The organism is Agarivorans sp. OAG1 (assembly GCF_037076485.1).
GTDB lineage: Bacteria > Pseudomonadota > Gammaproteobacteria > Enterobacterales > Celerinatantimonadaceae > Agarivorans > Agarivorans albus.
This window is the reverse complement of the sequence record NZ_AP028990.1, coordinates 2062125-2088210: the sequence shown is the minus strand read 5'-3', so window position 1 is coordinate 2088210 and position 26086 is coordinate 2062125. Positions and strand designations below refer to the sequence as shown.

Genomic DNA, 26086 nt, shown 5'->3' with positions numbered 1-26086 from the left:
AAATACAGAACTTCACTGTAAAAGCCAAAATTCGATTAGATTCAACCCAATAACAAATATTCTCTAAACAAAAACGTCTCCACTAATGTGAAGACGTATTTAGATTAATGCTAGTTACTTTGTTTAAGAAAGCAGATTTGCCTTACTCAAATAGCGAGTGTTAATTAAATGTCTCGCTAAAAAAGCTATCCATTGCTACAAAAGAACGGGCCGCCACTTTAGGGTGGTACTCTGCTTGTCCGGCTCTTTTTGCTGCTGGATTTGTAAACGAATGTACCGCACCGCCGTAAGCAATCAGTTGCCAATCAACATTTGCGGCGTTCATTTCTTTTTCAAAATTACTTACTTGCTCGGCTGGAACAAAGGGGTCAACGGCGCCATGCAATACTAAGATGGGTGCTTGGATATTTTTAGCATCCTCAGTATTTGGGGTATCTAAATTGCCATGAAATGACACTACTCCACCAAGCTCTTCACCAGCTCGCGCAAGTTCTAACACTGCACCACCGCCAAAACAAAATCCAATGGCCGCTACCTTTGAAGCATCTGCCGATTTAGGCAGGCTACTTTTCATTGCTTCTAAAGCAGCTTTGGTTCTCTCACGCAGCAATTGGCGATCACTACGTAGAGCTGTGGCAGCTACCTTTGCTTCCTCGCCATTGGTTGGCCTAACATCGCTTCCATACACATCAGCCATCATTACCGCATAGCCCATCTCGGCAATTTTTTTCGCTTTAGTCAATGAACCTTCGGTAGGGCCCATCCAGTTAGGGACCATTAATACTGCTGGTAATCCTTGCTTGGCATCATCAAAGACCAAGGTGGACTCAAAGCTTTTGTCACCAATCGTATGAGTAACAGTTTGACTTACCATTGCCGCATGAATATTAAAAGAAAGCGCCAGGCCAGCCAGTAAAGTAAAAGTTTTCATTGTATGTCCTTATAGTCGTGGTTACCTCAAGCATTACGCTCAGTGTAGTAGAAAAGTTTTCGAACACTGAAAATATGTATCTATAGAGAAGCGCTGCTAATTTATTTGCTGCTTCAAAATTAAACTAGCAACTTACTCTGGTAATAACAACTGGCTGTAAACTAAACGTTTAAGCCTTCAACTACCAAGAAGTTCACGCATTATGTGGTATGGTTATACGGGATAACGAACAAGCTATAAAAGACTAACTATTGCGATGAGTGACAACACTTTTTTATTTCATGACTACGAAACATTTGGCGTACACCCTGGGCGAGACCGCCCTTGTCAGTTTGCTGCAATACGTACCGATTGGGACTTAAACCCAATAGGAAAGCCTATTGAGCTGTTTTGTCAGCCGCCTAATGATTACGTACCTCACCCGCAAGCTTGTTTGGTTACAGGTATTACCCCGCAATTAGCCATGAAAAAAGGCCTGATTGAAAGTGACTTCATAGAACGAATCAATAATGAGTTTAGTCAACCCGGTACCTGTGGTGTTGGCTATAACAGCATACGTTTTGATGATGAAGTTACCCGCTATACCCTGTACCGTAACTTTCTCGACCCTTATGAACGTGAATGGAAGAATGGTAATTCTCGTTGGGATTTAATCGACATGGTACGCGCGTGTTATGCGCTAAGACCAGAGGGTATTGAATGGCCAACTAATGACGATGGCTTAGTCAGCTTTAGGCTTGAATTGCTCACCGCCGCCAACGGTTTAAGCCATGCTAATGCCCACGACGCGGTATCGGATGTATATGCCACCATCGCTATGGCTAAGTTGATTAAAGATAAGCAGCCTAAGCTATTTAATTACTTGCTTAATCTTCGAAACAAAAAGTCCGTTGCTCAACAATTTGATCTACTCAACAACAAACCTTTGGTACACATATCGGGAATGTTTGGCGCAGCTCAAGGCTGTGCCTCTTGGGTGTTGCCTATTGCTTGGCATCCAATCAACAAAAACGCCATGATAGTGATCGACTTAAACAAAGACGCCAGCGTTTTACTGTCACTAAGTGCAGAGGAAATCCACCAACGGCTGTATACCGCACGTATTGAGCTGGCTGCCGATGAACTGCCGATTCCGGTAAAACTTATTCACACCAATAAATGCCCAGTTCTCGCCCCAGCTAGCACCCTAACACCGGAACGAGCGGAAGAATTAGGCTTAAACCGAGCACAATGTCGTCAAAGCTTAGATTTAGTAGCAAAAAACAAAGCTGAGGTTGAACAGAAGCTGTCGCAAGTATTTGCCATAGAGCGTGAGTTTGACCAAGACAGTAACCCCGATACTGCCTTATACAACGGATTTATTGGCAATGCCGATAAAAACCTCATGCAAGTTTTACGCTCTAGCGATCCTAACTTGATTAGCAAACAGCAGTTTCAATTTGCTGATCCAAGGCTTAACCAACTAATTCTGCGTTACAAGGCACGCAATTACCCCGAGTGTTTAAATGAAAGCGAATTGCAGCAATGGCAAGCGCATCGACAAGCCTCAATTACCGAGCAAGTTGCGCTGGTGTTTCCAGAGTTAGAAATGCTGATGAGTGAGTATCAAAATGATACTAATAAAATAAATATACTAAAAAGCCTCTATAACTACATAGAAAACCTTTAAAACGTGAGCAAAAGACTATTTTATTTGGCTGCCTAAGTTATAATCAACACTGTTCAGGGAAGGTAAAGTAATACAAATGAAAATGCGTCAACACATCAAATGGTCGATAGCTACTACAGCAAGTCTTGCTGTTGCTGCGACATTGTGTTTTTCGCCAAAGTGTTACGCCACCTATGAGTTGCAAAACCTCCGCCCTTCTTCGCTGCTGCGACTTAGTGCCGAGCAATTCGCCGTGTTAGGCGAAATCTTCGAAAAAACCTATCAAGATACCGACTTCTCGCCCACCCTAACAAATAGTTACTTTTCCGATTCAGAGCTTTACGACATGGTAGCTGTGCCAGTGGTGCAAACACCATTTAACAGCTTTAGACTAGAGTTGTTTAGCCACATCTACGATCCAAAATATTCGGTGTACAACCAGCTACATGAAGACTCTGTCTACCATAACCTTGGTCAACGCCAAATGTCCTACTTGGTTGATAAAACTGATATTGCAGTTGGCTTAGGATTTGTGGCACCACTAAACGAACAAATGTCGATGCGAACTATTATTTCTAGCCACGATATCCCTGGCTATGGCGACAGTAATTTTTCAGTGGGTTTAGAGTTTAAATACTAAACCCACCACTTCATTTACCCTTTCTTTTCGAAAACCACCGCGCTATTTGGTGCTAAGCAAATGGTTAAACCCTTGTCAGTTTGTTTACTAACAAAGCGTTTGTCTGCCCATAAAACCTGCCACTGCTGATCTAAACTTAGCTCTATATTCAAGCTATTGTGTTCGTCCCAATTAAACCAATATTGGCGAACTAGCTGCTGGTTTAGATATTGCTTAGCATGCTGCAAGCTAAAGTCAGCAAAACGGGCTGCGTCTGCTTGGTTTTTCTCTAGCACACTTAATACGCTAGCCTGCGCATCGTCTAGCTCTGTTAGGCGATCGCCAGAGAACACTAAACCGCTGCTCGCCAATAAGCTCACTCGGTGCCAGTTGTAAGCGTCGTTATCTGTCTGTTGGCTAGGAATATTATTTAAGGTCACACAGTCGGGGTCGTTATGCCATAAGCGCATATCTTGCCAATTGCGGAAGAAGGTCTCTTTAGCGATTTGCTTAAATCGCCCAATATTTCGCTCAACATCATCGGCAATACGCATCCCGTGCACAAGACCTAATGACGGCCACATTGGGGCATTACAGCCAAGAATGTAGGCCTGCCCATCACAGGCTTTATTGATGGTTTCCATACCCATTCGGTAAGCTTCAATCCGAGTTTTATTGGGATCAGCACGATAGCCTTTAGCCAATGTTCCCCAATAAATAGCGTCTAACTTAAAGTACTTCACTCCCCAGTGGTGGTACATATGGCTAAACACCTGGTGCAGATACTGATTTACTTGCACTTGGGTAGTATCCAATACATACCAAGGCGTACAGCGCCACCCGCCATAAGTTACTTCTTCTGCAGCCAAAGGCTGACCATTTTGGCCTTTCACAAACCACTCAGGATGTTGCTTAAACAAACGAGACTCTGCTTGCGCAATAAAAGGCGCAACCCAAATAGCGGGCTCTTTCCCCTGCTCTCTAATTCGTTTGCATAAGCCTTCTACGCCACCACTAAAACGATCAGACGGATACAGCCAATCCCCCATAAACTCTTGGTAGCCATCATCAATTAACAAGTAATCTAAGTGGTCATGTGGGCTGATAAGCTGTTGAAGATTTTCCTCAATATCCTCTGCAGATACATCAGCATAATAGTGATACCACGAGCACCAGCCGTTGGGCTTACTCGGCCAGCTAAGCCGAGGATGATGCTGCTGTATTGCATCGGCAAATTGTTCTAACACGGCTTCGCGGCTCTCTCCGCTAGCCACAAATAAGCTTTCACTATTGATGTAATGGTGGGCGGGAATCGCAAGAGTATCGCTATCAATACCAATGACTAAACGGCCACTAGGGTATACCTTAAAATAGCCACTGAAACGGTGGCATGAACTAAAACCCAGTAAGGTGTAACATCCGTTACTTTCAATAAGTAGCTGATTATACGCAGTAAAATGATCAGCATCTTCACTAAGCCGATACTCTCCTGCATCAGGGCAGCGACCAATCGCAGTAATGTTATTCGCAGTACCGTAGTTCTGCGCCAACATTTGAAAACCCTCACCATGAAACTTGGCGTTGTCGGGTAATTGGCCGTCGAACAAATCAATTTGCCCTAAGCTCATGCCATGAGCAGACAAATTATCTACTCTTATCACACATTCCGCCCCACTCCATTGTGGCGTGTATAAAACTTGCTCATGTGGCGAGCTTAACTGCCACTGACGAACCAACCGAAGAACAGAATCAAGCTTTGAAAACACTTATCAACACCTTTAGTTACAATAAATTACGCGCTACACAGAAACAGCTAAAACAAAGATATATTTTAACTAAACACGAATTAGGCGGATTATAATCGAAGTCTTAGCAAAGTAATCAACATTTGTTGCTAGGTTCGACAAATTAAAGGGAACGATGAAATGTCAGAAAATACCCAAGCAGACCTATCGCTAACTAACGCCCTCCAAACCGTATTGGCCAGCAAGCAACTGCCAAATATGCTCAATAGCCAACAAACCAAAACACTATGCAACATCCTAAGCTGTAACGTTATTGAGCTTGCAGAACGCATGCTACCTTTAGCAGCCAGTTTTTCATTTGCTCCCAAGTCTAATTTCCATGTAGGGGCGATTGCGGTTGATAAGCAACAACAGCTATTTTTGGGTGCTAACTATGAGTTGGAGTATGGGCCACTAACCGGCAGTTTGCATGCAGAACAAAGTGCCATATTTAACGCACTTAGCCACCAAGCAGACGAACTCACCGATTTAGTGATTAATGCAGCGCCTTGTGGCTATTGTCGCCAGTTTATTAACGAGTTAGCTAACGCTGCGCAGTTAAAGGTGCGGTTTAATCAACAAAGCTATGACTTCCCTCAATTGCTTCCTCAATCTTTTGGACCAAACGATCTAGGCGTGCAAGCTCCACTGGCTAAACTTAAGCTTAATAAGGCCAGCCAAGCTCCCGATTTTGCTAAAGCCAGTTATGCCCCTTATACCCAAGTACAAAGCGCCATGTTTGCTTATCAGGGCGACAAAGTAATCGCTTGGAGCTGTTATCTAGAAAACGTAGCGTTTAATCCTTCTCTCTCACCGCTTCTCACTTTATTATCTCAATTAACCCTTAATCACCTGAGCTTAAACAATGTTGAACGCTTCGAATTATGGGAACATAAAGACAATCGATTCAGCTTTAAGCAAGAATTACAAAATTTCGCGGAACATTCTCAAAAACCAATGGTCCATCATTACTATCCTTCAACTTAGGAGTATTTAAATGTTAGGAACTGCGCTAAGCGTTTCTGGAACTAAAGTGTTATTGCTCGGAGCAGGCGAACTTGGCAAAGAGGTTGCCATTGAATTACAACGTTATGGCGTTGAAATTATTGCGGTAGACCGTTACCCCAACGCTCCAGCGATGCACGTTGCGCATCGCAGTTATGTTATAGATATGCTAGATGGTGAGGCGCTAAAAGCCCTAATTCTTAAAGAACAACCACAGCATATTGTTCCCGAGATAGAAGCCATTGCCACCGACGCTTTGGTTGAATTAGAGCAACAAGGGTATGCGGTAACTCCAACTGCGCGCGCTACCCAACTCACCATGAATCGCGAAGGCATTCGTCGCTTAGCTGCCGAAACACTAGGTTTGCCTACTTCTGCATATCAATTTGCCGATAGCTTAGAAGAGTGCCAACAAGCCGTAGCAAACGTAGGTTTACCATGTGTACTCAAACCAGTGATGAGCTCTTCTGGTAAAGGACAATCAACCTTACGTAATAGCAACCAAGTTACCGCGGCGTGGGATTACTCGCAAGAAGGTGGCCGTGCTGGTGCGGGTCGCATTATTGTAGAAGGCTTTGTGGATTTTGATTACGAGATCACCTTGCTTACTTTAAGTGCCGTAGACGGTATTCATTTTTGTGCGCCAATTGGTCACCGCCAACAAGATGGCGATTACCGCGAATCTTGGCAGCCACAAGCGATGTCAGAGCTTGCATTAGCGAAATCACAAGAGGTTGCTCGTAAGATTGTTAGCGAGCTGGGTGGTTATGGTTTGTTCGGCGTTGAGCTATTTATTAAAGGCGACGAAGTGTTCTTTAGCGAAGTGTCGCCACGCCCGCATGATACCGGTATGGTAACCCTAATTTCTCAAGACTTATCTGAGTTCGCTTTACATGCTAAAGCCATTCTTGGTTTGCCTATCAAACAAATCCACCAATTTGGTGCTAGCGCTTCGGCAGTGATCATGGGCGATGGCAAATCTCAAGACATTCGTTTTAGTGGCTTAGCCGAAGCTTTAGATACCACCGATAGCCAACTGCGTTTGTTCTCTAAACCAGACATTAATGGTCAGCGCCGTTTAGGGGTAGCCTTAAACCGTAGCGACAGCATTGAGCAAGCCGTAAATAACGCCAAGCAAGTAGCGGCAAATGTTAAGGTGACTTACTAGTAATGACGGCAGGGTCATTTGCTTTAAATGACGAAGAATTGGCGCTTTTATTAGCGCCAAGCTCAGCCCCTGCCTCTTCAAAATTACTTCGAGTATTATGGTTTCAACAAACGCCTATTTGTAACACCTCCCCCATTGAACACATTTCTGTCCAACAAGTTGATGAATTACAGCTGCAGCTTCAGCAATCCAATGAATTTGACGCGATTGTTTTAAACTGTGCCAAATTGAACAGTGAGCAGCTAGCTTTACTCGCTGATTTACTTGAAGAGCAATCGCAGATCTCGGTATTTTTGATCGGTGAAATGCCTGCAATGTCATTTGACTTACCCGATTTTATCTACTGCTATAGCCAGCAGGAGTTAGATGAACAGTTTGCTCATTGGGGCGACAGCATTAACCAACAGTACCAACAATGGGCTAACAATAAGTTTGTTTACTTATATAACCCTCGACCTACCGAACCATTGCGGCAACAAGTGCAAGAGTTAGGTTTTAGCTTTTGTGAGTATTGGCAGCCGCAGCAGCAAGGTATTGCTCAGCAACTCCAACAGGCTAACTTAGTGATGCTGGCAGTCTACGATGATGATCCACATATCATTGATACCATAGAGCGTCTTGCGGCTATCTTGCACCGCCCTGGCTTAATACTGGTTTTTCAAGAGCAATCTAAACTGAAAAACAGCATCATTTTGCTGGCAAAGCATTATGGTTTAAACCTATATACGTCGATCACAGTTGGGCAATTCAAAACCCAAATAGGCTACTTGAGCCGTCAGTTTTTCCGCTTATATCGCCACAAATTAAATCAACTTAGTCATGCCACTAAACATAGCCAGTATCTGATTCATGCAACGACAGACAACAGCTTAGTTGGCTACTGGGATTGGCCAACAAGCATTGAACAAGATGAACAGTTTAATGCCCCTGTTAATGCAGTATATTGGCACCACTTTAAGCAAGAGCTGAATCACCGTAATTTGACGCTAACGCAAATAGCCGATCATTACTCAGAAATGATGTTGGTGTTTAGCCCTGAGCTGCCCATGGAAAACCTAACCAGCTTAGTGCGTATTAAACAACAAAACGTTCAACTAGCTTGGCAACCCAATTTAGTGGCTCAACTAATAAACAATCCCACAGTGTTGGACTTAATTGATGTGCTAGTGATTTCTTTGGATATGTGGATTTTGCTCAACGTAAATAATGACAATCGTGGATATTGGCAAACCATAAAACAGCGCTGCTTAGAGAAACAGGTGTCATTAGCGATATTAGGCGTGCAGCCTGAGCTTATTCAATATTGGCGGGATAAAGGATTTGATTTGTTAATTCACCGCGATGAAGCAGATTAAGTAGCCTAAGAAAATGCTTACTAGGCTACTTCGTAGTACTTAGGTGTAATAGATAATTCTTTATCAATGATGGTTTTTGCCATTCTGGCACATTTTCCACACTCAGAAGCAACGCCATTCTTTTTGCGTACATCAGCTAAGTTTTCACAGCCCTGTTGTACTGCTTCTTTAATTTGCTTATCAGTAATGCCGTGGCATAAACATACAAACATTGCTTCACCTCATCAATCACAATAAAGCAATTATATTGCGAACTATTATCATTCGCAATATCTTTTTAGGCTTATACCGGATTATCTACATCAATAAAGGTAACATCTAGGTCGTGGGTTTCTGCCAACCACTCCCCTAGTGCCTGCGCGCCATAACGTTCGGTAGCGTGGTGGCCAGCGGCAAAGTAATCAATGCCCATCTCACGCGCAGTATGTACGGTGTTTTCAGAAATTTCGCCACTAATAAATGCATCTAAGCCCTGCTCAGCTGCCAAACCAAGGTAGGATTGACCACCACCAGTGCAAATACCTACTTTTTGAATGCTATGGCCATTAGCAATGTGCAAAGGTTTACGCTGCAGCACCTGCTCGATACGTTTGGCAAACTCTTCACCGGAAAGCGGCTCTTCTAACTTACCCACCATGGCCACGCTACGCGGATCCCACGCTTCCAGGCCGCGCTTCAAAGTAATGCCAAGGCGCTTAGCGAGCTGTGCGTTATTACCAAGCTCAGGATGTACATCTAAGGGTAAGTGGTAGCCATAAAGGTTAATATCGTGGTTTAACAAGGCTTGCAAGCGACGACGCTTCATACCGGTAACCACTGCAGCTTCGTTCTTCCAAAAGAAGCCGTGATGAACCAAGATAGCGTCGGCTTTATGCTCAATGGCTTGGTCAATTAAAGCTTGGCAAGCTGTAACACCAGTAACAACTCGCTTAACCTCTGCACGACCTTCTACTTGTAAGCCATTGGGACAGTAGTCTTTAAACTTAAAGCTTTCTAAGTGCTGGTTTAATATGTTTTCTAATCGGGTATTTTTCATTACATTAACTCACAATGGTTTGGCACATTGTAAGTAGCAGACCCAGCTTTAAACAAGCCTTATAGATTAGAACAAAACAAACTGGTTAATTTTGTCAGCTTGCTGCATCCAACTTGGACGGTTATTGCGCTTAATCCACTGGCGGTGCAATGCGCTATAGAAAGGCGCTCTTAGGCCGGCAAGGGCAACAAAAGGGAAAGAAACCAAACCCACTAAAAATAGTGCGATACGACGAACGATGATAATGCTGGTAGAAAATTGCTTACTCATTTCGAACACCTCAACTGGTTAGACCACTAAATAGTAGCTGACATTTGGTAATAAAACTACAAAAACCGGTAAAACAGTCGAAATAAAAAGCAAAATCTTTAAATAAGTGTAAATTAATAACAAAAGGGCAACATTTGTGAGTAAAAAAGCATGGGGAAATGATCTGCACTGGTGTTTAAACGCGCCTGCTTTGCTGCCTCATGCCCTGCCTTTTATGGTTGACTCTACCTGGCAACAACAGTGGCAATGGACGCTTAAGGAGCATTTACCCCATATAGCTGAGCCACAGGCTAACTCTCGCTTAGGTTTATATTTTGAGCAATTGTGGCGGAGCTTAATTGAAGCACACCCAGAATGGCAGCTACTCGCCGATAATGTCGCTGTGCAACAACATGGGCGAACCCAAGGCGCTATCGACTTTTTGCTGGTAAACCATCAGCAGCAACAAATAGAGCACTGGGAGCTAGCGGTGAAGTTTTACCTAGCACGCAATGCTTCACCTTGCGCTTCTGATTACTTGGGGCCCAATCAACAAGACAGACTAAGCAATAAGCTCAGTAAATTACTGCTCAAGCAAATCCCTTTAGGTAAACACCCACAGATCCAAGCATTAGCCCAAAACTATGCCAACTACTCTTTTAAACAGCGCATTGTGTTGCCTGGGTATTTGTTTAAATTGGGCAATGATAGCCACCCCACTCCACAAAATTTGCATTGGTATAGCCTAACTCAATGGCAGGCAATGCAAGCTCAGGGGTGGTATATATTAGCTAAGCAGCAATGGCTTAGCCCTAACGCTTATTCACTAAGCAAAGCTGGTAATGTAGTAGATGTTTCACGAGGCCCTGTACAACTCTACTTACCAGAGCAAGCTAAGCAGCAGGAAAAGCGTATCTTTGTTTGCCCTGATGATTGGCTCATCAGGGCAAACAATATTAAGAGCTAGTTTTACTGTTCTTCAGATGAATACTCTCGCATCATCTCTTCAACGGTTTCAACCATATGTTTACTGCCACAGAAGAAGGGAACCCGCTGATGCAGCTCTTCTGGTTCAATATCCATAATACGAGTAAAGCCATCACTGGCCTTGCCCCCTGCTTGCTCAATCAAAAAGGCCATCGGATTACATTCATACAATAAACGTAACTTCCCTTTAGGTGCAGAGGCCGTTGAGGGGTAGATGTAAATTCCGCCTTTTAGCAAGTTGCGGTGAAAATCAGACACCAAAGATCCAATGTAACGCGAGGTATAAGGTCGATTGGTTTCTGGTTCAATTTCTTGGCAGTACTTTAAGTACTTCTTAACCCCAGTTGGGAACTTAAGGTAATTACCTTCATTGATTGAGTAAATTACCCCGTCATCAGGAATGGTCATATTCTCATGAGAAAGGTAAAACACGCCTAACGATGGATCACAAGTAAAACCATGTACCCCATGACCTGTGGTATACACCAACATCGTCGACGAACCATATACCACATATCCTGCAGCAACTTGGCGATGACCCGGTTGTAAAAAGTCCTCTAATACTGCTGGCGCACCACAAGGGCTGATACGCTTATAAATTGAGAAAATGGTCCCAACCGACACATTTACGTCAATATTTGAGGAACCATCTAAAGGATCCATTAGTACAACGTATTTACTGTCGATAGAACGAGCACTGTCAAAACTAACAAACTCATCTTCTTCTTCGGAGGCTACGCCACATACCTCACCACGCGCTTCAAGCGCAGCTTTAAATTTCTCGTTCGCATATAAATCTAATTTTTGTTGCACTTCTCCTTGCACATTTTCTACGCCAGTAGCGCCGATAATATCAACTAACCCTGCTTTGTTGATCTCACGGTTAACTACTTTAGCGGCTAAACGAATAGCCCCTAATAGCTGAGTAAGCTCCCCTGTGGCATCGGGAAACTGGTGTTGTTTTTCTATTATGTATTCACCAAGAGTTATCATTTTAATCCCTATTTATTAGCACGCTTCCTATGAAAACCTTTTCAGCCTTCAATGTTATTTTGCAAGTATTTACGAAAAATTACTAGCACATCAGTTTAATTGTCATACATATAAAGCAAAAAAAACATTTGCAAAATCTCCAAACAAAGAATACTGTATATGCATACACTGTATAAAAACACAGTTAAACTTCGACATTGACTTAGAGCATGGAGCGAACAATGGCACAACAAATTGAACAACTGCTACAAAGCAACAAGGTATGGCAAGGCAGCCAATGGCAACACAGTCATCTTGACGTTCATTCAAGTGGCTTTGCACAACTCGACCAACAACTACCTAACCATGGTTGGCCACAGGGCGGCATCACCGAGGTGCTGTACGAAAAACATGGCATTGGCGAGTTACAATTATTGCTTCCTGCTCTAACTAAGCTTAGTCAACAATCACGCTGGATTATTTGGGTTGCACCACCATTTATGCCTAATGCCCCTGCACTACAACAACACGGCGTAGATATTAGTAAAGTCATTGTTATTCGACCTGAGCAGTGTAGCGATGCCCTGTGGACCATTGAGCAAGCATTAAAAAGTGGCTCTTGTAGCGCAGTATTAGGCTGGTTAGACGGCTTAGATTTAAAAGCCAGCCGCCGCTTGCAGTTAGCAGCAGAACAAGGAGATTGCTTAAGTTATTTATTTAGACCGCTACAGCAACAACAGCAAAGCTCTAGCGCCAGCGTAAGAATGGCCTTGCACCCTAGCAAGTCACCAGAACACATTAACTACCATCTGCTAAAACGTCGTGGCGGCGCCCCGCTCTATGAGCAACACATTCCACGACTTAATTAATGCCGATGCCTTTTATGCAAGTGCAACATGTATTGGATTTACCTTGATTTTCCCCAGCTCGCGTTGGACCTACTACAACGCGAGCACCCCAGCCAACAAGCCTTGGCAATACATCACAACAAGCAAATTATTCAGTTAAACCAAGTTGCACATAATTTGGGGGTGTATTTAGGCTGCTCACTCAATACGGCTTATCAGCTAGCACCTCAGCTTTGCTTATACCAACAAAGCGATTTATCTTGCGATGCTTACTTTATGGGTTTAGCTCAACAGGCTTTGCACTATTGCGCTCAAGTCGCCACTCATCCCGACAATGGCTTATATATAAGTGGTGCCGGTATGCATACCATTTACCCTAAACCAGAACAGCATGTGTCTAAGTTGGTACAACACTACCAGCAACAACAGCTTAGCTTTCGTATTGCCCATGCCCATAGCGCGATAGCTGCCCGCTGGTTAGCTCGTTCGCAAGATATCAAGCAAGCAGGGTCGGGAATTACTCAGCTAGCCGATTTACCACTGAACTTTAGCGACTTACCCTCTCACCAAATCACGGCTTTACAAGCGATGGGCTTATATACCATTAAACAGCTTAATGGTTTACCTCGGCCAGAGCTGCGTAAACGTTTAGGCGAAGATAGCCTAGCGTTACTCGATCAAGCTAATGGACGATTAACGACTCCACTGCGCTTCATCACTGCACAAGCCCATTACCAACAACGTTTTCCTTTGTTAGCCGAAACCCACACAATTCAAGGCCTAATGTTTTCACTAAAACAGGCTTGCCAACATTTTCAGCAGTGGTTAAGACAACACCAGCTTTGCAGCAATATATTGGTACTGCATTTAAATTTTAGAGATAAACCCAGCGAACAGATCATCTTAAAAAGTGCTCGTTTATTACAAACCAGCCAAGATTGGCTAGCACTATTTCGTTTAAAGTTGGAATCTACTCGCCTAGCAGCTGCGGTGATTGAATTTAGCTTAGATTCCCAAGCTCTTTATCCCCTTGGTCACCAAATCACCGGTTTGTTTGAACAACAGCAACCCATTGGTGATAGCTTACTGTTTGACCAATTAAGTGTGCGCTTGGGCGAGCAAGCGATTAGCCGCTTAAGCTGCCAAGCAGATTTTCGCCCCGAATTTGCCAGCCAATATCAGCCTTTGTCTCAGCATGAGACGCTTAATTACCCTAAACAGTTTGCTCGCCCCTGCTGGTTACTGCCACAGCTAAAACCCATCAATATTGAACATTACACCCTACTCTCTGAGCCCGAACGCATCGCTAGCGGGTGGTGGGATGAACAAAGCATTAACCGAGATTACTACATGGCGCAAAGTCCCAATCAAGGCCTGGCTTGGGTATGCCAAGAAAAACAACAGTGGTATCTACATGGCTGGTTTGCCTAATGAATAACACTCTTTTCGCCGAGCTTAATGCCCAGAGTAACTTTAGTTTTTTATACGGCGCTTCACACCCAGAAGAAATGGTAGAACAAGCCCAGCGCTACGGCTATCAAGCCATTGCCATTACTGATGAATGCTCATTAAGTGGAGTTGTTCGAGCTCATCAAGCCGCTGAACCATTAGCCATTAAGCTTATTGTGGGTAGCCAATTTACCACCGATGAACAATGCCAATTGGTGGTTTTAGCTAAAAATCTTAAAGGTTATCAGCAACTTTGTCGCTTTATTACCCAAGCAAGAAAGCACAGTAAAAAAGGCAGTTATCAAGTCACACTACAACAATTTGATCAACGACTTAACCAATGCTTACTCTTGGTTAAAGCCACTCCTGCGCTACAAGCAACACACCTTAAGCTGCTGCAGCAACAATTATCTCAAAGCCTCTATTTACTGTTACATAACGACTTATCTCAACCCACTAAAGTGCTAAACAGCTATCGGCAATTAGCCAAGCAACACGCAATTCCCTGCCTTGCATCCATTAACCCACGCATGCACTTGGCTAATAGAAAGCGCTTAGCCGACATTCTTGATGCCATTCGCCAACACAGCACAGTGCAGCAAGCCGGTTTTTTATTAAGCAGTAATGCCGAACGCCGCCTATTACAGTGGCCTCATTTGCAACAGCGCTACTCTAGTGACGAGTTAGCCCTTAGCACTCAACTTGCTGCGCAATGTTGTTTTAGTCTTAATGAGATCCGCTACCAATATCCTAAAGACAATGTACCCGCAGGTTACAGCGCCCAGCAATACCTGCGAGAACTTGTTGAAACAGGCATACAACAGCGTTTTGGTGAGCAGCTTTCTGCTGAACTACGAGCGCAAATCGAACATGAGTTGAGCTTAATTAGCGAGCTCAATTACGAACACTACTTTCTCACTATTTACGATATTGTGGCCTACGCACGGCAGCAAAACATTCTCTGCCAAGGGCGAGGCTCTGCCGCCAACTCAGTAGTGTGTTATTGCTTGCATATTACCGAAGTTAACCCCAGCCAAGTGGGCTTACTGTTTGAGCGCTTTATTTCTAAAGAACGTAATGAGCCACCAGATATCGATGTCGATTTTGAACACCAGCGCCGCGAAGAAGTCATTCAATACATTTATCAAAAATACGGCCGTGAGCGCGCTGCTTTAGCTGCCAGTATTGTCACCTACCGCACCCGCAGTGCAATTAACGAAATAGGTAAAGCCTTAGCTATTCCTGCGCATATACTACATGGCCTTAACCACAATATTGACTGGCGTGATGGCAGTAACTCAACCAGCCAAAAAATTGTTCAGGCTGGCCTATTACCAGAAGCTAATGCACGTAATTTTGCTGAACTAGTGGAACAACTACGCGGCTTTCCTCGTCACTTGTCACAACATGTGGGCGGTTTTGTCATTGCCCAAGACAAGCTGTGTGACTTAGTCCCCATAGAAAATGCCGCCATGGCCGATCGCACTATCATCCAGTGGGATAAAGATGATTTAGAAGCACTACATTTAATGAAAGTAGATGTACTGGCTTTGGGAATGTTAAGCGCCATTCGCCGCTGCCTTGCCAGCTTAAGCCAACGGGAACAACGCACCATTAGCCTTAGCGATATTCCACAAGATGATAGCGCCACTTACGACATGTTATGCAAAGGCGACAGTGTGGGCATTTTCCAGGTTGAGTCACGCGCACAAATGAGCATGTTGCCACGGCTAAAACCTCGCAACTATTATGATCTAGTGATAGAAGTAGCGATTGTTCGCCCCGGCCCAATTCAAGGCGACATGGTGCACCCTTACTTGCGCCGACGTAATGGCGAAGAGCCGGTAGATTACCCTAGCCCAGAAGTAGAAGCCGTATTAGCGCGCACCCTTGGCGTGCCAATTTTTCAAGAACAAGTAATTAAGTTAGCCATGGTAGCAGCAGGATTTAGTGGCGGCGAAGCAGACCAACTGCGTCGCGCTATGGCCACTTGGAAGCGCAACGGCAAACTAGCCTACTTTCGCGATAAACTCATCAACGGCATGCAACAGCGCGGCTACCCTGTCGCATTTGCTGAGCGTTTATTTTCGCAAATTCAAGGTTTTGGTGAATACGGCTTTCCCGAGTCTCACTCAGCCAGTTTCGCCTTACTGGTTTACATTTCGTCTTGGCTAAAATGCCATGAGCCAGCGGCATTTTGCTGCGCACTGCTTAATAGCCAACCCATGGGCTTTTATAGCCCTAGCCAATTAATTCAAGATATACAACGCCACGGAGTGAGTATTCTGCCCATCGACATTAACCAAAGCGATTGGGAACATAGCCTCGACTACAGTCAAGATCCTAAGGGCGCAATTAGATTAGGATTAAAACAAGTAAAAGGACTAAACAAACAAAAGTTTGCTCGCTTATTAGCAAATCGACCGAGCCAAGGTTTTAGCCAACTCGGTGAATTAACCCAGCAACTCGACAAAACCAGCTTAGAGTCTTTAGCCACTGCCGACGCTTTTGCCTGTTTAGCTGGGCATCGCCACCAAACCCGCTGGCAAATGAGCGGTACCGAGGCCCCCTTACCACTATTTGCTATGCCCAAAGAAGCACCGGTAAACTTAACTGCACCTAGTGAAATAGAAGATATTCGCCAAGACTACCGCGCAACGCGGGTTAGTTTACGGCGACATCCACTGCATTTATTACGTGAACACCAAGCATTAAAAAATTGTTACTCACAAGCGCAATTGCATCACTGTAAACACGGTCAGTTAGTTAAGGTGGCAGGTTTAGTGGTGGGTCGGCAACGGCCAGGATCTTCAGCCGATGTCACCTTCGTCACCTTAGAAGATGAAACGGGCAACAGCAATGTGATAGTCTGGTCAGCAACGGCTAAAGCGCAGCGCCAAGCTCTTATTTCTTCTCGTCTTCTAAAAGTACACGGACGATTAGAACGCTGCGATGAAGTGATACATATTATTGCAGGGAAGCTTGAAGACTGTTCGTGGTTACTCGCCGATTTATCGGTACGCTCGCGAGACTTTCGCTAAGCATGCGATAGATAAACAACAGCAAATAGGACAACAATGTTAGACCGTTACGCCATAAAAATTATAAAAGCACCATTAGATTACAGCGCTAAACAACTCGATAATGCCGGTTTAAGCGCCAATCAAATTACCCTTATTGGTTTTTTTATTGGTTTAAGCGCCATCCCTTTTCTCGCTTTTCAGCAATACCATGTTGCCTTGGCGCTTATTTTACTCAACCGGACTTTTGATGGCTTAGATGGCGCATTAGCGCGCCGACAAGGTTGCAGTGATTTTGGCGGCTACCTCGACATTGTTTGCGACTTTATTTTTTACTCCGGCATTGTGTTAGGTTTTGCGCTAGCAGCTCCCGAGCAAAATGCCGTTGCGGCCAATGTACTTATTTGGACCTTTATGGGCACCGGTTCAAGCTTCTTAACCTTTGCGATTATGGCCGCTAAGCGCAACATTGATAACACAGTGTATCCGCATAAATCCTTGTATTATTTAGGTGGTTTAACGGAAGGAACAGAAACTATCGCCACCTTTGTACTATTTTGTTTGTTCCCACAGCACTTCGCTAAGTTGGCATTTATATTTGCCGCTTTATGCACCATTACAACGGTAACTCGAATACTGGCAGCTAAAGCCACATTTACCGACAATGGCGACACGAGTGATACCGCAGCGTAAACAAAAAACCGGTAATACTCTGTATTACCGGTGGCAACTTGCCAAACTAAGCGTCAAAACAATAACAGGCAGAAATTATTGTTCACCAAACACTTAGCGGTTTATGTAACTTAACAGCGCGAATCACTGCGCTAAGCCTTAGCGCAGCACTACTCTGCAGCTAGGCTGTTATAGGCATTAATACTCATACCCGCGGTAAAGCCACCATCTACCCCTATCGTTTGTCCGTTAACAAAGGCACAGTCGGGAGCGGCCAAAAAGTGAATAATGGCAGCAACCTCTTCCGGCTCGGCGATACGACCCAACGGCACTGCTTTATGCTCCATGCGTAGTTGAGGTTCACCACCTTCAGCTCGCGCCATTGGTGTATCCACCGAAGTTGGGCAAATGGCATTCACCCGAATATTTTGCTCACCTAATTCCAAGGCTGCGGTTTTAGTTATCCCCAATACCGCCCACTTAGAACTTACATAAGGGGCTAAGTAAGGCACACCTTGCACACCCGCAGCAGACGCAACATTTACAATGCTGCCGCCTTGGCTCATGTACTGTGTGGCGTGTTTAATGCCATATACCACACCCATGGTGTTCACATTAAAATTGAAATCAAAGTCTTCTTTTTCAGACTCAAGCAATGTGTTGTAGCCGCGATTAACCCCAGCGCAATTAACAACGATGTCGATTTTCCCGCATAAATCATTGGCGACAGCCATTAAGTTGCGAACGGAGTTCTCATCTGACACATCGGTTTTTACAAAAATGCCGCCAATACGTTCCGCAAATTCGATAGCATTTTTTCGCCCGGCAATCACTACAGTTGCACCCGCTTTTGCCATACGCTCGGCTGCTGCTGCACCAATACCAGAAGTGCCACCGGTAATTACCGCTACTTTACCGTCTAAATTAAATAGTTGATTCATCTTTTCACCTCTTATCGTTTGTGCAGCTCTATGCCGCCTTGAATAACGACAAGTTACCGAAGTTGACCGCTCTAACAGAGTTACACACTGGAACCTTAGGTAAGTTACCTAAGCAAAAAGGCTTGAATGCAAACACCGGTAAAAGTACTACAAAACCCCACGTCGCAAAGTGGATCAAACTTACCCAATCGAACAAATAACCAACTTATTCAGTAGTTTATATAAAACCTCAAATTTAAACGGAAAATTGTAGATAAATGGCCAGCAAAAACTGTGAAACATAAGCGTCAAAAAATAGCGAAATAGCTAGGATGGATTAAGCGAAAAATAAATGGCTGATTAGGCATTCAACTCTAACTCCACCTAAAAAACCTTTTCTTTTGTAATACATGAAATTTATAGATAGGCACAAAAAAGCCTCGCACTGCGAGGCTTTTTTTAGATTATTTGACCTTAAGCTACATTTTCTTCTGGCAATCGGTGGTTGCTGTTATTGAGCAATGCCAAGTTTGCTTCGCGGGCCTTTTCCGGGTCGCCAGCCATAATTGCTTGGTAAATAGCAGTATGCTCTGACATACAAGTTCCGCCTTCTTTAGAAGAATGCTGGAAAAACCCAATGAACATTACCTGCAATACATTAGCAAAAGGAATATAAAAGCTATTGCCAGTGGCTAAGTATACTGTGCGGTGAAACTGCAGATCTGTTTCTACCCATTCACTTTGGTCTTCACTCTTGGCGATTTCAACCATACGCTGATAATACTCAGACAATTTCATCCGCTGTTCAGCACTGGCATTAATAGCAGCTAACGCAGCAGCTTCTGGCTCTATAGCACGACGCAAGGCTAAAAACTCGGTGAGTGTATCGCTTGTTTCGCCCACACCAGACATCCAACTCAACAGTTGAGAATCTAACATATTCCAATGTTCACGACTTTTAACTCGTGTACCAATTTTGGGGCGAGATTCCAGCAAGCCTTTAGAGCTTAAGTGCTTAATTGCTTCACGCAAAGCAGTTCTGCTTACGCCGAATTGTTCACACAATTCCATCTCCGATGGAATAATACTGTCTTGAGGAAGCGCGCCAGACAAAATACTTTTGGCAATCTCCCTTGCTACTTGTAAGTGTAAACTGCGCGAAGCGCCTTCAATCATTGCAAATTCGTTAGCCATAGGTGTCCTTTTTACTATCCTATGAATTCATCCATTCATATTAATTTAGTGCAGCAATTTCGATGCTGCCCGACTAATGTATGCCTACGTTAACAGATTTAAAAATTTACACTACCCGAATAACGATAGTGTTTTGATATTACTGTACTTTTTTCAATACACCCTAGGCTAAAAACAGCCAAAAACTGTCGCTAATTACCGACACTTGACTATTTATCGAACAATAAATGTATTACAAATTGTGAGGTTGATTGCAGCCACCAAATTGGTATTTTGTTACATTTCGTTTATTCGAAATCCCCTCCCCTAATATTCGAACTATCATTTGAGAGTAATTTGATGGGATCCAGATAACGTTTTCAACTGGATTACATATAAAAGTGAGATCGAAATCGCAGTTAGACCTATATGTCATACAATAATGCCATAGTGCTTGTTAAGGTAAGTGCATCTACTATGGAAGAGGAATAACAGAAATGGATTTAAACGTCCTGATTGTACTCATTTACTTTTGCTTTTTGATCGCCATTGGCTGGATGTTCAGAACATTTACCAATAATACCAGCGACTACTTTCGTGGGGGCGGTAAAATGCTCTGGTGGATGGTAGGTGCAACCGCCTTTATGACCCAATTTAGCGCTTGGACTTTTACCGGCGCAGCAGGTAAAGCCTATAACGACGGTCTTGCCGTTGCCATTATCTTCGTAGCCAACGCCTTTGGTTACTTCATGAACTACGCCTACTTCGCGCCTAAGTTCCGCCAACTACGCGTAGTAACGGTTATTCAAGCAATTCGCATGCGTTTTGGTAAGTATAACGAGCAAGTATTTACTTGGTCGGGTATGCCTAACAGCGTGGTATCTGCGGGTATCTGGCTAAACGGCTTAGCCATTATTGCTTCTGGTATTTTTGGTTTTGATATGACCTGGACCATTATATTAACCGGTCTTGTCGTTCTAATTATGTCTGTTACTGGTGGTTCTTGGGCTGTAATCGCATCCGACTTTATGCAAATGGTTGTGATTATGGCAGTAACCGTAACCTGTTGTATTGTTGCTATTATTCACTCTGGTGGCGTTGGTAATATTCTAGATGAATTCCCTCGTGACTTTGTTATCGGTGACAACCTTAACTACGTAAGCATCTTAACTATTTGGGCATTCTTCATCTTTGTTAAGCAGTTTAGCATTACCAATAACATGCTTAACTCTTACCGCTACCTTGCGGCTAAAGATTCAAAGAACGCCAAAAAAGCTGCATTGCTAGCTTGTTGTTTAATGACCTTAGGTCCTGTTATTTGGTTTATTCCACCATGGTTCTTAGCAGGTCAAGGCGTTGACTTAGCCGCTATGCACCCAGAAATGGGCAGTAAAGCCGCTGATGCCGCTTACCTAGCCTTTGTTGAACTATACATGCCAGCCGGTATGGTGGGTCTGCTTATTGCCGCAATGTTTGCTGCCACCATGAGCTCTATGGACTCTGGCCTAAACCGTAACTCTGGTATCTTTGTTAAAAACTTCTACGAACCAGTACTGCGCCCACATGCTTCAGAAAAAGAACTAGTAGCAGTATCTAAAATCACCTCTACGGTATTTGGTATTCTTATTATTCTCTTCGCCCTATTCATTAACTCATTAAAAGGTTTGAGTTTATTTGATGCGATGATGTTTGCTGGTGCAATGCTAGGTTTCCCAATGACGATTCCTGCTTTCCTAGGCTTCTTTATCAAGAAAACGCCTGATTGGGCTGGCTGGGGCACCCTACTTGTTGGTGCTGGTGTGTCTTACATCGTAGGTTTTGTAATCGGACCTCAACATATTCAAGACTTGTTTGGCTTAGAACAAGAGCTTACTAACCGCGAATGGAAAGATCTTAAAGTAGCAATTGCCCTAATCGGTCACATTACTTTAACTGGCGGCTTCTTTGTAATGTCTCAACTGTTCTACAAAGGTTTGAGTGAAGAGCGTTCAAAAGACGTAGATAAATTCTTCAACAACTTGCACACGCCATTAGTTAACGAATCTGCCGAACAAGAAGTGTTAGATAACAAACAACGTAGCATGTTAGGCAAATTAATCGCAGCAGCGGGTGCCTTTGTAATGTTGTTAGTTGTTCTTCCAAACAGCCTTGGTGACCGTTTAGTGTTCATCCTTTGTGGTGCCATTATTCTTGCGGTGGGTGTACTGCTTATTAAAGCAAACACCAGCAATAAGAAGCCACCTCTTAGCCAAGCTGTAGAAACCGAGTCTTAGTAAGACCTGTAGCAACAAGGAACTGACCATTCCTTCTTTTGCAGTGTTTAGGGTGTTGGCCTAAACACTGCCTTTTTGCTTTTAGCCTCCAACAAAAACAACCGGCTTTAAGCCCTCCTCTTTTAGGTAGATAAACAAAAAAGCTAAGCAAAAAGTGCTTAGCTTTTTATTTGTAACAATTACCTTTACTCGAAGCTAAATTGCCAACTGCACACCAACAGAAAGGGATACAAAACTTAGTAATGGCGTGATTTAAAGCAGCTCTACAAGCCATTTTCTGCTGGCAATAGTCAGGTATCTAGAGTTATTTGAAGAGTTCATTTCCACAACGATCCCATCCACTGAGTCAACAAATTTACATACAAGCGTTAACAGTACTTCTAAACACTTACCGGTTTCACTTCCAGTATCATGCTACAGCGTTATTCGCATTTCGTCGCGCCACCAGCGACCAAAGAATCAGTATCATTTTCAAAACGTTTACTATAATAAATTTTGATTTCAATCATTTGTAGAGGAAAGCTATGAAAGCAAGCTTGTTAACCATAAGTGCGGCTTTACTAACAGTTACTCCATTTTTAGCTCAATCTTCTGCTGATGAGAATGTCGCTGAAATTATGTTGGTGTCAAACTTAGAAGAGGCTCGCGGCTATTGCTTGGACATTGCTGGTGGTAAAGGGGCAAATGCGCCCTTAGACAAAGGGTTACAAGCACATACTTGTTATAACTACACGGGCGAGATTTCAGAAGACCAAGGCTTTGATGTATCACTCATTTCGAAAGGCGTGTTTCGAATTCCTTACTATGATGTTTGTATGTCGGCTTCCTCACTTGAGCTGAATGCATCGATTGAATTGAAGGAATGTAACTCTTCTGAAAACCAAAAATTCTCACTGAATGATGATGGTCAGATCGTTCTCAACACAGATTCTCGCTTATGTGTAACAGTTGATGGAGATAACATTAAAGAAGGGCGTGGAGGTTCTCCTGTGCATATTATGCGACCACTCTCTCTCGAGCTATGTGATGAAAGCAAAAATGAATATCAGGTTTGGACAATTGAGCCTTTATAATCGATTTAAAACAACAACATATTCAACAGTAATTCCCATCACCTAGCGATCTTAGTTTAGCCTGAGCTTTTTAAAGTCAAAAGCTTAGCCTGAGTGGTGGCCTTGCTCACCACTTAACGCGGAGTTGCCACAAGAATTATCAAGCTTTAGCTTTGTAATGCCGATGAGATGACCAATGGGGCAGCCATTAACGCTCAAACTGTATTCCGGCAACTAACTTAGTTCTTAACTAAAGCACTTATCACTTGTGGGGTTTGCGCATAAACACGTTTGCTTTGAGCAAGTAATAATTCAGCGGTGGCTACTGCATCTGCCAGTGCATTGTGCCCTGGGTATTCTGGCAGCCCATAGCGTTTACGTACTGCGGCTAAACGATAGTCTCCGGTTTTTTGACGATTTACATTCGCTAGTAAAGACTTTTCGATGCTTAAGGTATCAATCCATAACACTGGGAAGTGGCTATCTTGATAACGCTGCTGCAAATACGCTTCTATAAACTGTTGCTCCACGCAGCGACCGTGAACCAATAAAACTTTGTTGTGCATAGCTTTGAATAGCTTATCCATTGCAGCATCTAGGCTAATGCCCTGCTCTAACATCTCTGGCACTATTTGATTAATTACAGCGGTTTCGGCTTTTACCTGGGTGCCGCTATTTACGAAATAATGCTCTGCATCCTGCATATTGATCCGCAAGTTTTTCATTGGCACAAAACCAATGCTTAAGATTTGATCTGTGCTGGGGTCTAAACCGGTGGTTTCTATATCAAAGGCTAAAAACTCTAGGTCTTTTATTAGCTCATTTTCTTTAGGTAGTTCAGACTTTAAAAGCTCAACGAGCTGCTTTGGTAACTGTGTAGAAGCTAAAGCCTTACTGCGCTGTTTAGTCAGTTTTGCTATGGGTTTAAAACGCTTAAACATAGCTAAAATTACTTCTCACTAAAACGCAGCTTGGCTGCATCTTGCAGATTACCAATAATTCTAAAGGCATCTTTTAAGTGTTCACGCTCAAAGTTACCAAAACTTTTAGGTGCGATGTAGTTGTCGGGCTGTTGCCCTTCTTTTAAGGCTTTTAGTTGATGGCGAAAGCGTAACTGGGTAATAAAGCGGTAAGCACCTAACACATCTTTAAGGGCATCATCACTTAAAATATGCTGCTTGGCCGCTTGGTTAAAGCGTTGCTCGGTGCCAGTATCATCACAGTTTACCGCCAAACCATAAATTCGGCCTAAATCGACAATCAGTAACAAAGCGTACTTTTTAATATCGAGCATTTCGCTGTGTTCGCCGCCTTTTTCTAGCACCAAATTATTGAAGATCCCCAACGGTGGGTTAACCGAAACGGAGTCTGTCACTAAGGAGTTTAAAAAGGTTTTATTGTCATTTAACAAACTGTACAAATACTGCTGCAATTGCTCAGACAAACTGCCATCACCATGAATACAACGCACTTCCATAAATACCGTGGCGTTAAGCAACATACTGTATTCTGGGTTAGAAACCCACTTACGGTAATACTCTTTCCACACATTAATGGGCTGACACCACTTAGGCGTAGCTGCCATAAATTTGCCGCTACACAATGGGTAACCACAGCTATCCATCGCATTGCACACGTACATGGCTAAGTGGGTAAAGTAGATTTTGTCTGATTTACTCACGCCTTCTGGCAAAATAATTGCGCTGTCTTGATCAGAGAGCATGTGCACTTCGTTACGGGCATGCGAGCCAGCAACCACCCAGGTATACGTACAGGGCGGCTTGCCAAGCTTTTGCTCAGCCATTTGAATAAGCCGGCGATTGTAAGCATCCATAATCATCGCCATTACGCGGCCGATTACTTCCACCCTTACTTTGCCTTCCACTAAGGCTTCAAAAATAGCTTGTCGCTCGGGAGTGAGCTTAGCTAGACCTTCTATGCTTTCGGTATATTTGATCTTTTCAATAAGGAAAATGGCTTGTACCCGATGCTTTTGCACTAGGTGCGAGGTAGTAAGCAAACCAAGCACCTGATTGTTTTCAACTACCGGTAAACTGCGAATATTGTGCTCCATCATTAACGAAGCAGCAGTAAGAATAAGGTCGTTAGGTTTGGTGGTAATGGCAGGTGTTGTCATTACCTCGCTGATAGGGCAGCTTATGTCGTAGCCCTCTGCAATTACTCGCTTGGTCATATCTCGGTCGGTAATTAAGCCACTAATCACCCCATTTTGTTTGATTACAGCAGTTGATGAACGGCATTGCTCGCGCATTTCTTTAGCCACCGCTTGAATAGACATGTCACCAGTAACAACTGCCACGGTACCGCTAGCAACTTCAGAGACTTTTTTGAAAAACAAACCTTTTTCATTGTCTGACCACACCACATTAAGCGCCGACTGCAAGCGCACTCGGGCTTTTGAAGCAAAGCTATCCGCATATTCTGGATGCTCTTCTAGTAACTGAGTGAGTTGGCTGTGTGGCACCATGTATAACAAGGTGTTTTCTATCGCCGTAGCACTGTAACCGTCTAATGCATCTTTAAGTGGCGCTAAAAAAGTAAAACCAAATAAATCTTCCTCACCTAACTTTGAGCGTAAAACTCCATTGGGTTTACGCTGCTCCATTGCGCCAGTGCGAATAATGTACAGAAAACACTCTTGTTTCTCGCTGCCAAAGTTGATTTTTTCGCCACGCGCCAAATAGGTAATTTGCACCGACTCCCCTATTTGACGCTGCAATTTAGGTGGCAACAAGTTAAAGGGATAAATTTGCGAGAGGAACTCAATAATATTTGGCAGTAGGGTTTGCGGCATGGTAATAACCTATAATCAGCAATAGTAGTATTATATTGCTATTTTGCGGAAATACTATGAGCTAACTTCAATATGTCGAGATATTAACCGCTTATAACTCACGGCCTAGA

General features: G+C 43.5%; 22 protein-coding genes. 12 read left to right on the top strand and 10 right to left on the bottom strand.

Going from position 1 to position 26086, the window contains the following annotated elements:
- Window positions 1–160: 160 nt before the first annotated feature.
- Entirely contained in the window at window positions 161–931 is a 771-nt protein-coding gene (locus tag OAG1_RS09555) for a dienelactone hydrolase family protein (RefSeq protein WP_338626103.1), read from the bottom strand.
- Between the two features lie 256 nt (window positions 932–1187).
- Here OAG1_RS09555 and sbcB point away from each other — a divergent pair, with 256 nt between their 5' ends.
- Both sbcB and OAG1_RS09545 read left to right on the top strand, forming a co-directional pair.
- Window positions 1188–2600 carry an exodeoxyribonuclease I gene (sbcB, locus tag OAG1_RS09550; protein WP_338626101.1) on the top strand — a complete coding sequence of 471 codons (1413 nt, stop codon included), beginning with the start codon at window positions 1188–1190 and terminating at the stop codon, window positions 2598–2600.
- A 76-nt stretch (window positions 2601–2676) separates the two neighbouring features.
- Window positions 2677–3219 (top strand): hypothetical protein, encoded by a 543-nt coding sequence (locus OAG1_RS09545; protein ID WP_016401889.1) that lies wholly within the window; start codon window positions 2677–2679, stop codon window positions 3217–3219.
- Window positions 3220–3233: 14 nt separating this feature from the next.
- On the opposite strand, the gene OAG1_RS09540 is transcribed toward OAG1_RS09545, so the two are convergent.
- Window positions 3234–4964, bottom strand: a complete 1731-nt coding sequence (locus tag OAG1_RS09540) for an alpha-galactosidase (RefSeq protein WP_338626099.1) — start codon at window positions 4962–4964, stop codon at window positions 3234–3236.
- Between the two features lie 159 nt (window positions 4965–5123).
- On the opposite strand from OAG1_RS09540, the gene cdd reads away from it, so the two are divergent.
- Genes cdd through OAG1_RS09525 form a run of 3 tightly spaced genes read left to right on the top strand, consistent with a single transcriptional unit; the run spans window position 5124 to window position 8510 of the window.
- On the top strand, window positions 5124–5969 hold the full coding sequence (gene cdd, locus OAG1_RS09535; RefSeq protein WP_338626097.1) for a cytidine deaminase: 846 nt from the start codon (window positions 5124–5126) through the stop codon (window positions 5967–5969).
- A gap of 10 nt (window positions 5970–5979) precedes the next feature.
- Entirely contained in the window at window positions 5980–7155 is a 1176-nt protein-coding gene (gene purT, locus OAG1_RS09530; protein ID WP_338626095.1) for a formate-dependent phosphoribosylglycinamide formyltransferase, read from the top strand.
- Between the two features lie 2 nt (window positions 7156–7157).
- Window positions 7158–8510 (top strand): hypothetical protein, encoded by a 1353-nt coding sequence (locus tag OAG1_RS09525; protein ID WP_016401893.1) that lies wholly within the window; start codon window positions 7158–7160, stop codon window positions 8508–8510.
- 20 nt (window positions 8511–8530) lie between these two features.
- Here the strand turns inward: OAG1_RS09525 and OAG1_RS09520 are convergent, their stop codons facing one another.
- The 3 genes from OAG1_RS09520 to OAG1_RS09510 all read right to left on the bottom strand — a co-directional run bounded on the left by OAG1_RS09520 (window position 8531) and on the right by OAG1_RS09510 (window position 9816).
- Complete coding sequence (locus OAG1_RS09520) at window positions 8531–8722, bottom strand: bacterioferritin-associated ferredoxin (protein WP_016401894.1); 192 nt, start codon at window positions 8720–8722, stop codon at window positions 8531–8533.
- A 71-nt stretch (window positions 8723–8793) separates the two neighbouring features.
- The gene (locus OAG1_RS09515; RefSeq protein WP_016401895.1) at window positions 8794–9546 is read right to left on the bottom strand and encodes a Nif3-like dinuclear metal center hexameric protein; all 753 of its coding nucleotides are present in this window, start codon (window positions 9544–9546) and stop codon (window positions 8794–8796) included.
- A 66-nt stretch (window positions 9547–9612) separates the two neighbouring features.
- Window positions 9613–9816 (bottom strand): DUF2517 family protein, encoded by a 204-nt coding sequence (locus OAG1_RS09510; RefSeq protein WP_338626090.1) that lies wholly within the window; start codon window positions 9814–9816, stop codon window positions 9613–9615.
- A 136-nt stretch (window positions 9817–9952) separates the two neighbouring features.
- Here OAG1_RS09510 and OAG1_RS09505 point away from each other — a divergent pair, with 136 nt between their 5' ends.
- Window positions 9953–10762: a DUF1853 family protein gene (locus tag OAG1_RS09505; RefSeq protein ID WP_338626088.1), complete on the top strand. Its 810-nt coding sequence runs from the start codon at window positions 9953–9955 to the stop codon at window positions 10760–10762.
- 2 nt (window positions 10763–10764) lie between these two features.
- Here the strand turns inward: OAG1_RS09505 and fbp are convergent, their stop codons facing one another.
- On the bottom strand, window positions 10765–11775 hold the full coding sequence (gene fbp, locus OAG1_RS09500; RefSeq protein ID WP_016401898.1) for a class 1 fructose-bisphosphatase: 1011 nt from the start codon (window positions 11773–11775) through the stop codon (window positions 10765–10767).
- Window positions 11776–11996: 221 nt separating this feature from the next.
- On the opposite strand from fbp, the gene imuA reads away from it, so the two are divergent.
- From imuA to OAG1_RS09480, 4 genes are read left to right on the top strand one after another with little or no spacing between them, the layout of a single operon-like run.
- Window positions 11997–12623: a translesion DNA synthesis-associated protein ImuA gene (gene imuA / locus OAG1_RS09495; protein WP_338626086.1), complete on the top strand. Its 627-nt coding sequence runs from the start codon at window positions 11997–11999 to the stop codon at window positions 12621–12623.
- A 27-nt stretch (window positions 12624–12650) separates the two neighbouring features.
- Complete coding sequence (locus OAG1_RS09490; protein ID WP_338626084.1) at window positions 12651–14033, top strand: DNA polymerase Y family protein; 1383 nt, start codon at window positions 12651–12653, stop codon at window positions 14031–14033.
- On the top strand, window positions 14033–17092 hold the full coding sequence (locus OAG1_RS09485) for an error-prone DNA polymerase (protein ID WP_338626082.1): 3060 nt from the start codon (window positions 14033–14035) through the stop codon (window positions 17090–17092). The genes OAG1_RS09490 and OAG1_RS09485 overlap by 1 nt, the downstream gene beginning before the upstream one ends.
- 36 nt (window positions 17093–17128) lie before the next feature.
- Complete coding sequence (locus OAG1_RS09480) at window positions 17129–17764, top strand: CDP-alcohol phosphatidyltransferase family protein (protein WP_338626080.1); 636 nt, start codon at window positions 17129–17131, stop codon at window positions 17762–17764.
- Between the two features lie 149 nt (window positions 17765–17913).
- Here the strand turns inward: OAG1_RS09480 and OAG1_RS09475 are convergent, their stop codons facing one another.
- Complete coding sequence (locus tag OAG1_RS09475; protein WP_016401903.1) at window positions 17914–18684, bottom strand: SDR family oxidoreductase; 771 nt, start codon at window positions 18682–18684, stop codon at window positions 17914–17916.
- A gap of 453 nt (window positions 18685–19137) precedes the next feature.
- Window positions 19138–19857 carry a FadR/GntR family transcriptional regulator gene (locus tag OAG1_RS09470; protein WP_221077367.1) on the bottom strand — a complete coding sequence of 240 codons (720 nt, stop codon included), beginning with the start codon at window positions 19855–19857 and terminating at the stop codon, window positions 19138–19140.
- 476 nt (window positions 19858–20333) lie between these two features.
- On the opposite strand from OAG1_RS09470, the gene OAG1_RS09465 reads away from it, so the two are divergent.
- Window positions 20334–22109 carry a sodium:solute symporter family protein gene (locus OAG1_RS09465; RefSeq protein ID WP_338626063.1) on the top strand — a complete coding sequence of 592 codons (1776 nt, stop codon included), beginning with the start codon at window positions 20334–20336 and terminating at the stop codon, window positions 22107–22109.
- A gap of 524 nt (window positions 22110–22633) precedes the next feature.
- Window positions 22634–23182 carry an RICIN domain-containing protein gene (locus OAG1_RS09460; protein ID WP_338626061.1) on the top strand — a complete coding sequence of 183 codons (549 nt, stop codon included), beginning with the start codon at window positions 22634–22636 and terminating at the stop codon, window positions 23180–23182.
- A gap of 218 nt (window positions 23183–23400) precedes the next feature.
- Here the strand turns inward: OAG1_RS09460 and OAG1_RS09455 are convergent, their stop codons facing one another.
- Together OAG1_RS09455 and OAG1_RS09450 are read right to left on the bottom strand one after the other, a co-directional pair.
- Window positions 23401–24102 carry an exonuclease domain-containing protein gene (locus OAG1_RS09455; protein WP_338626059.1) on the bottom strand — a complete coding sequence of 234 codons (702 nt, stop codon included), beginning with the start codon at window positions 24100–24102 and terminating at the stop codon, window positions 23401–23403.
- 8 nt (window positions 24103–24110) lie between these two features.
- On the bottom strand, window positions 24111–25976 hold the full coding sequence (locus OAG1_RS09450; RefSeq protein WP_338626057.1) for a putative nucleotidyltransferase substrate binding domain-containing protein: 1866 nt from the start codon (window positions 25974–25976) through the stop codon (window positions 24111–24113).
- Between the last annotated feature and the right edge of the window lie 110 nt (window positions 25977–26086).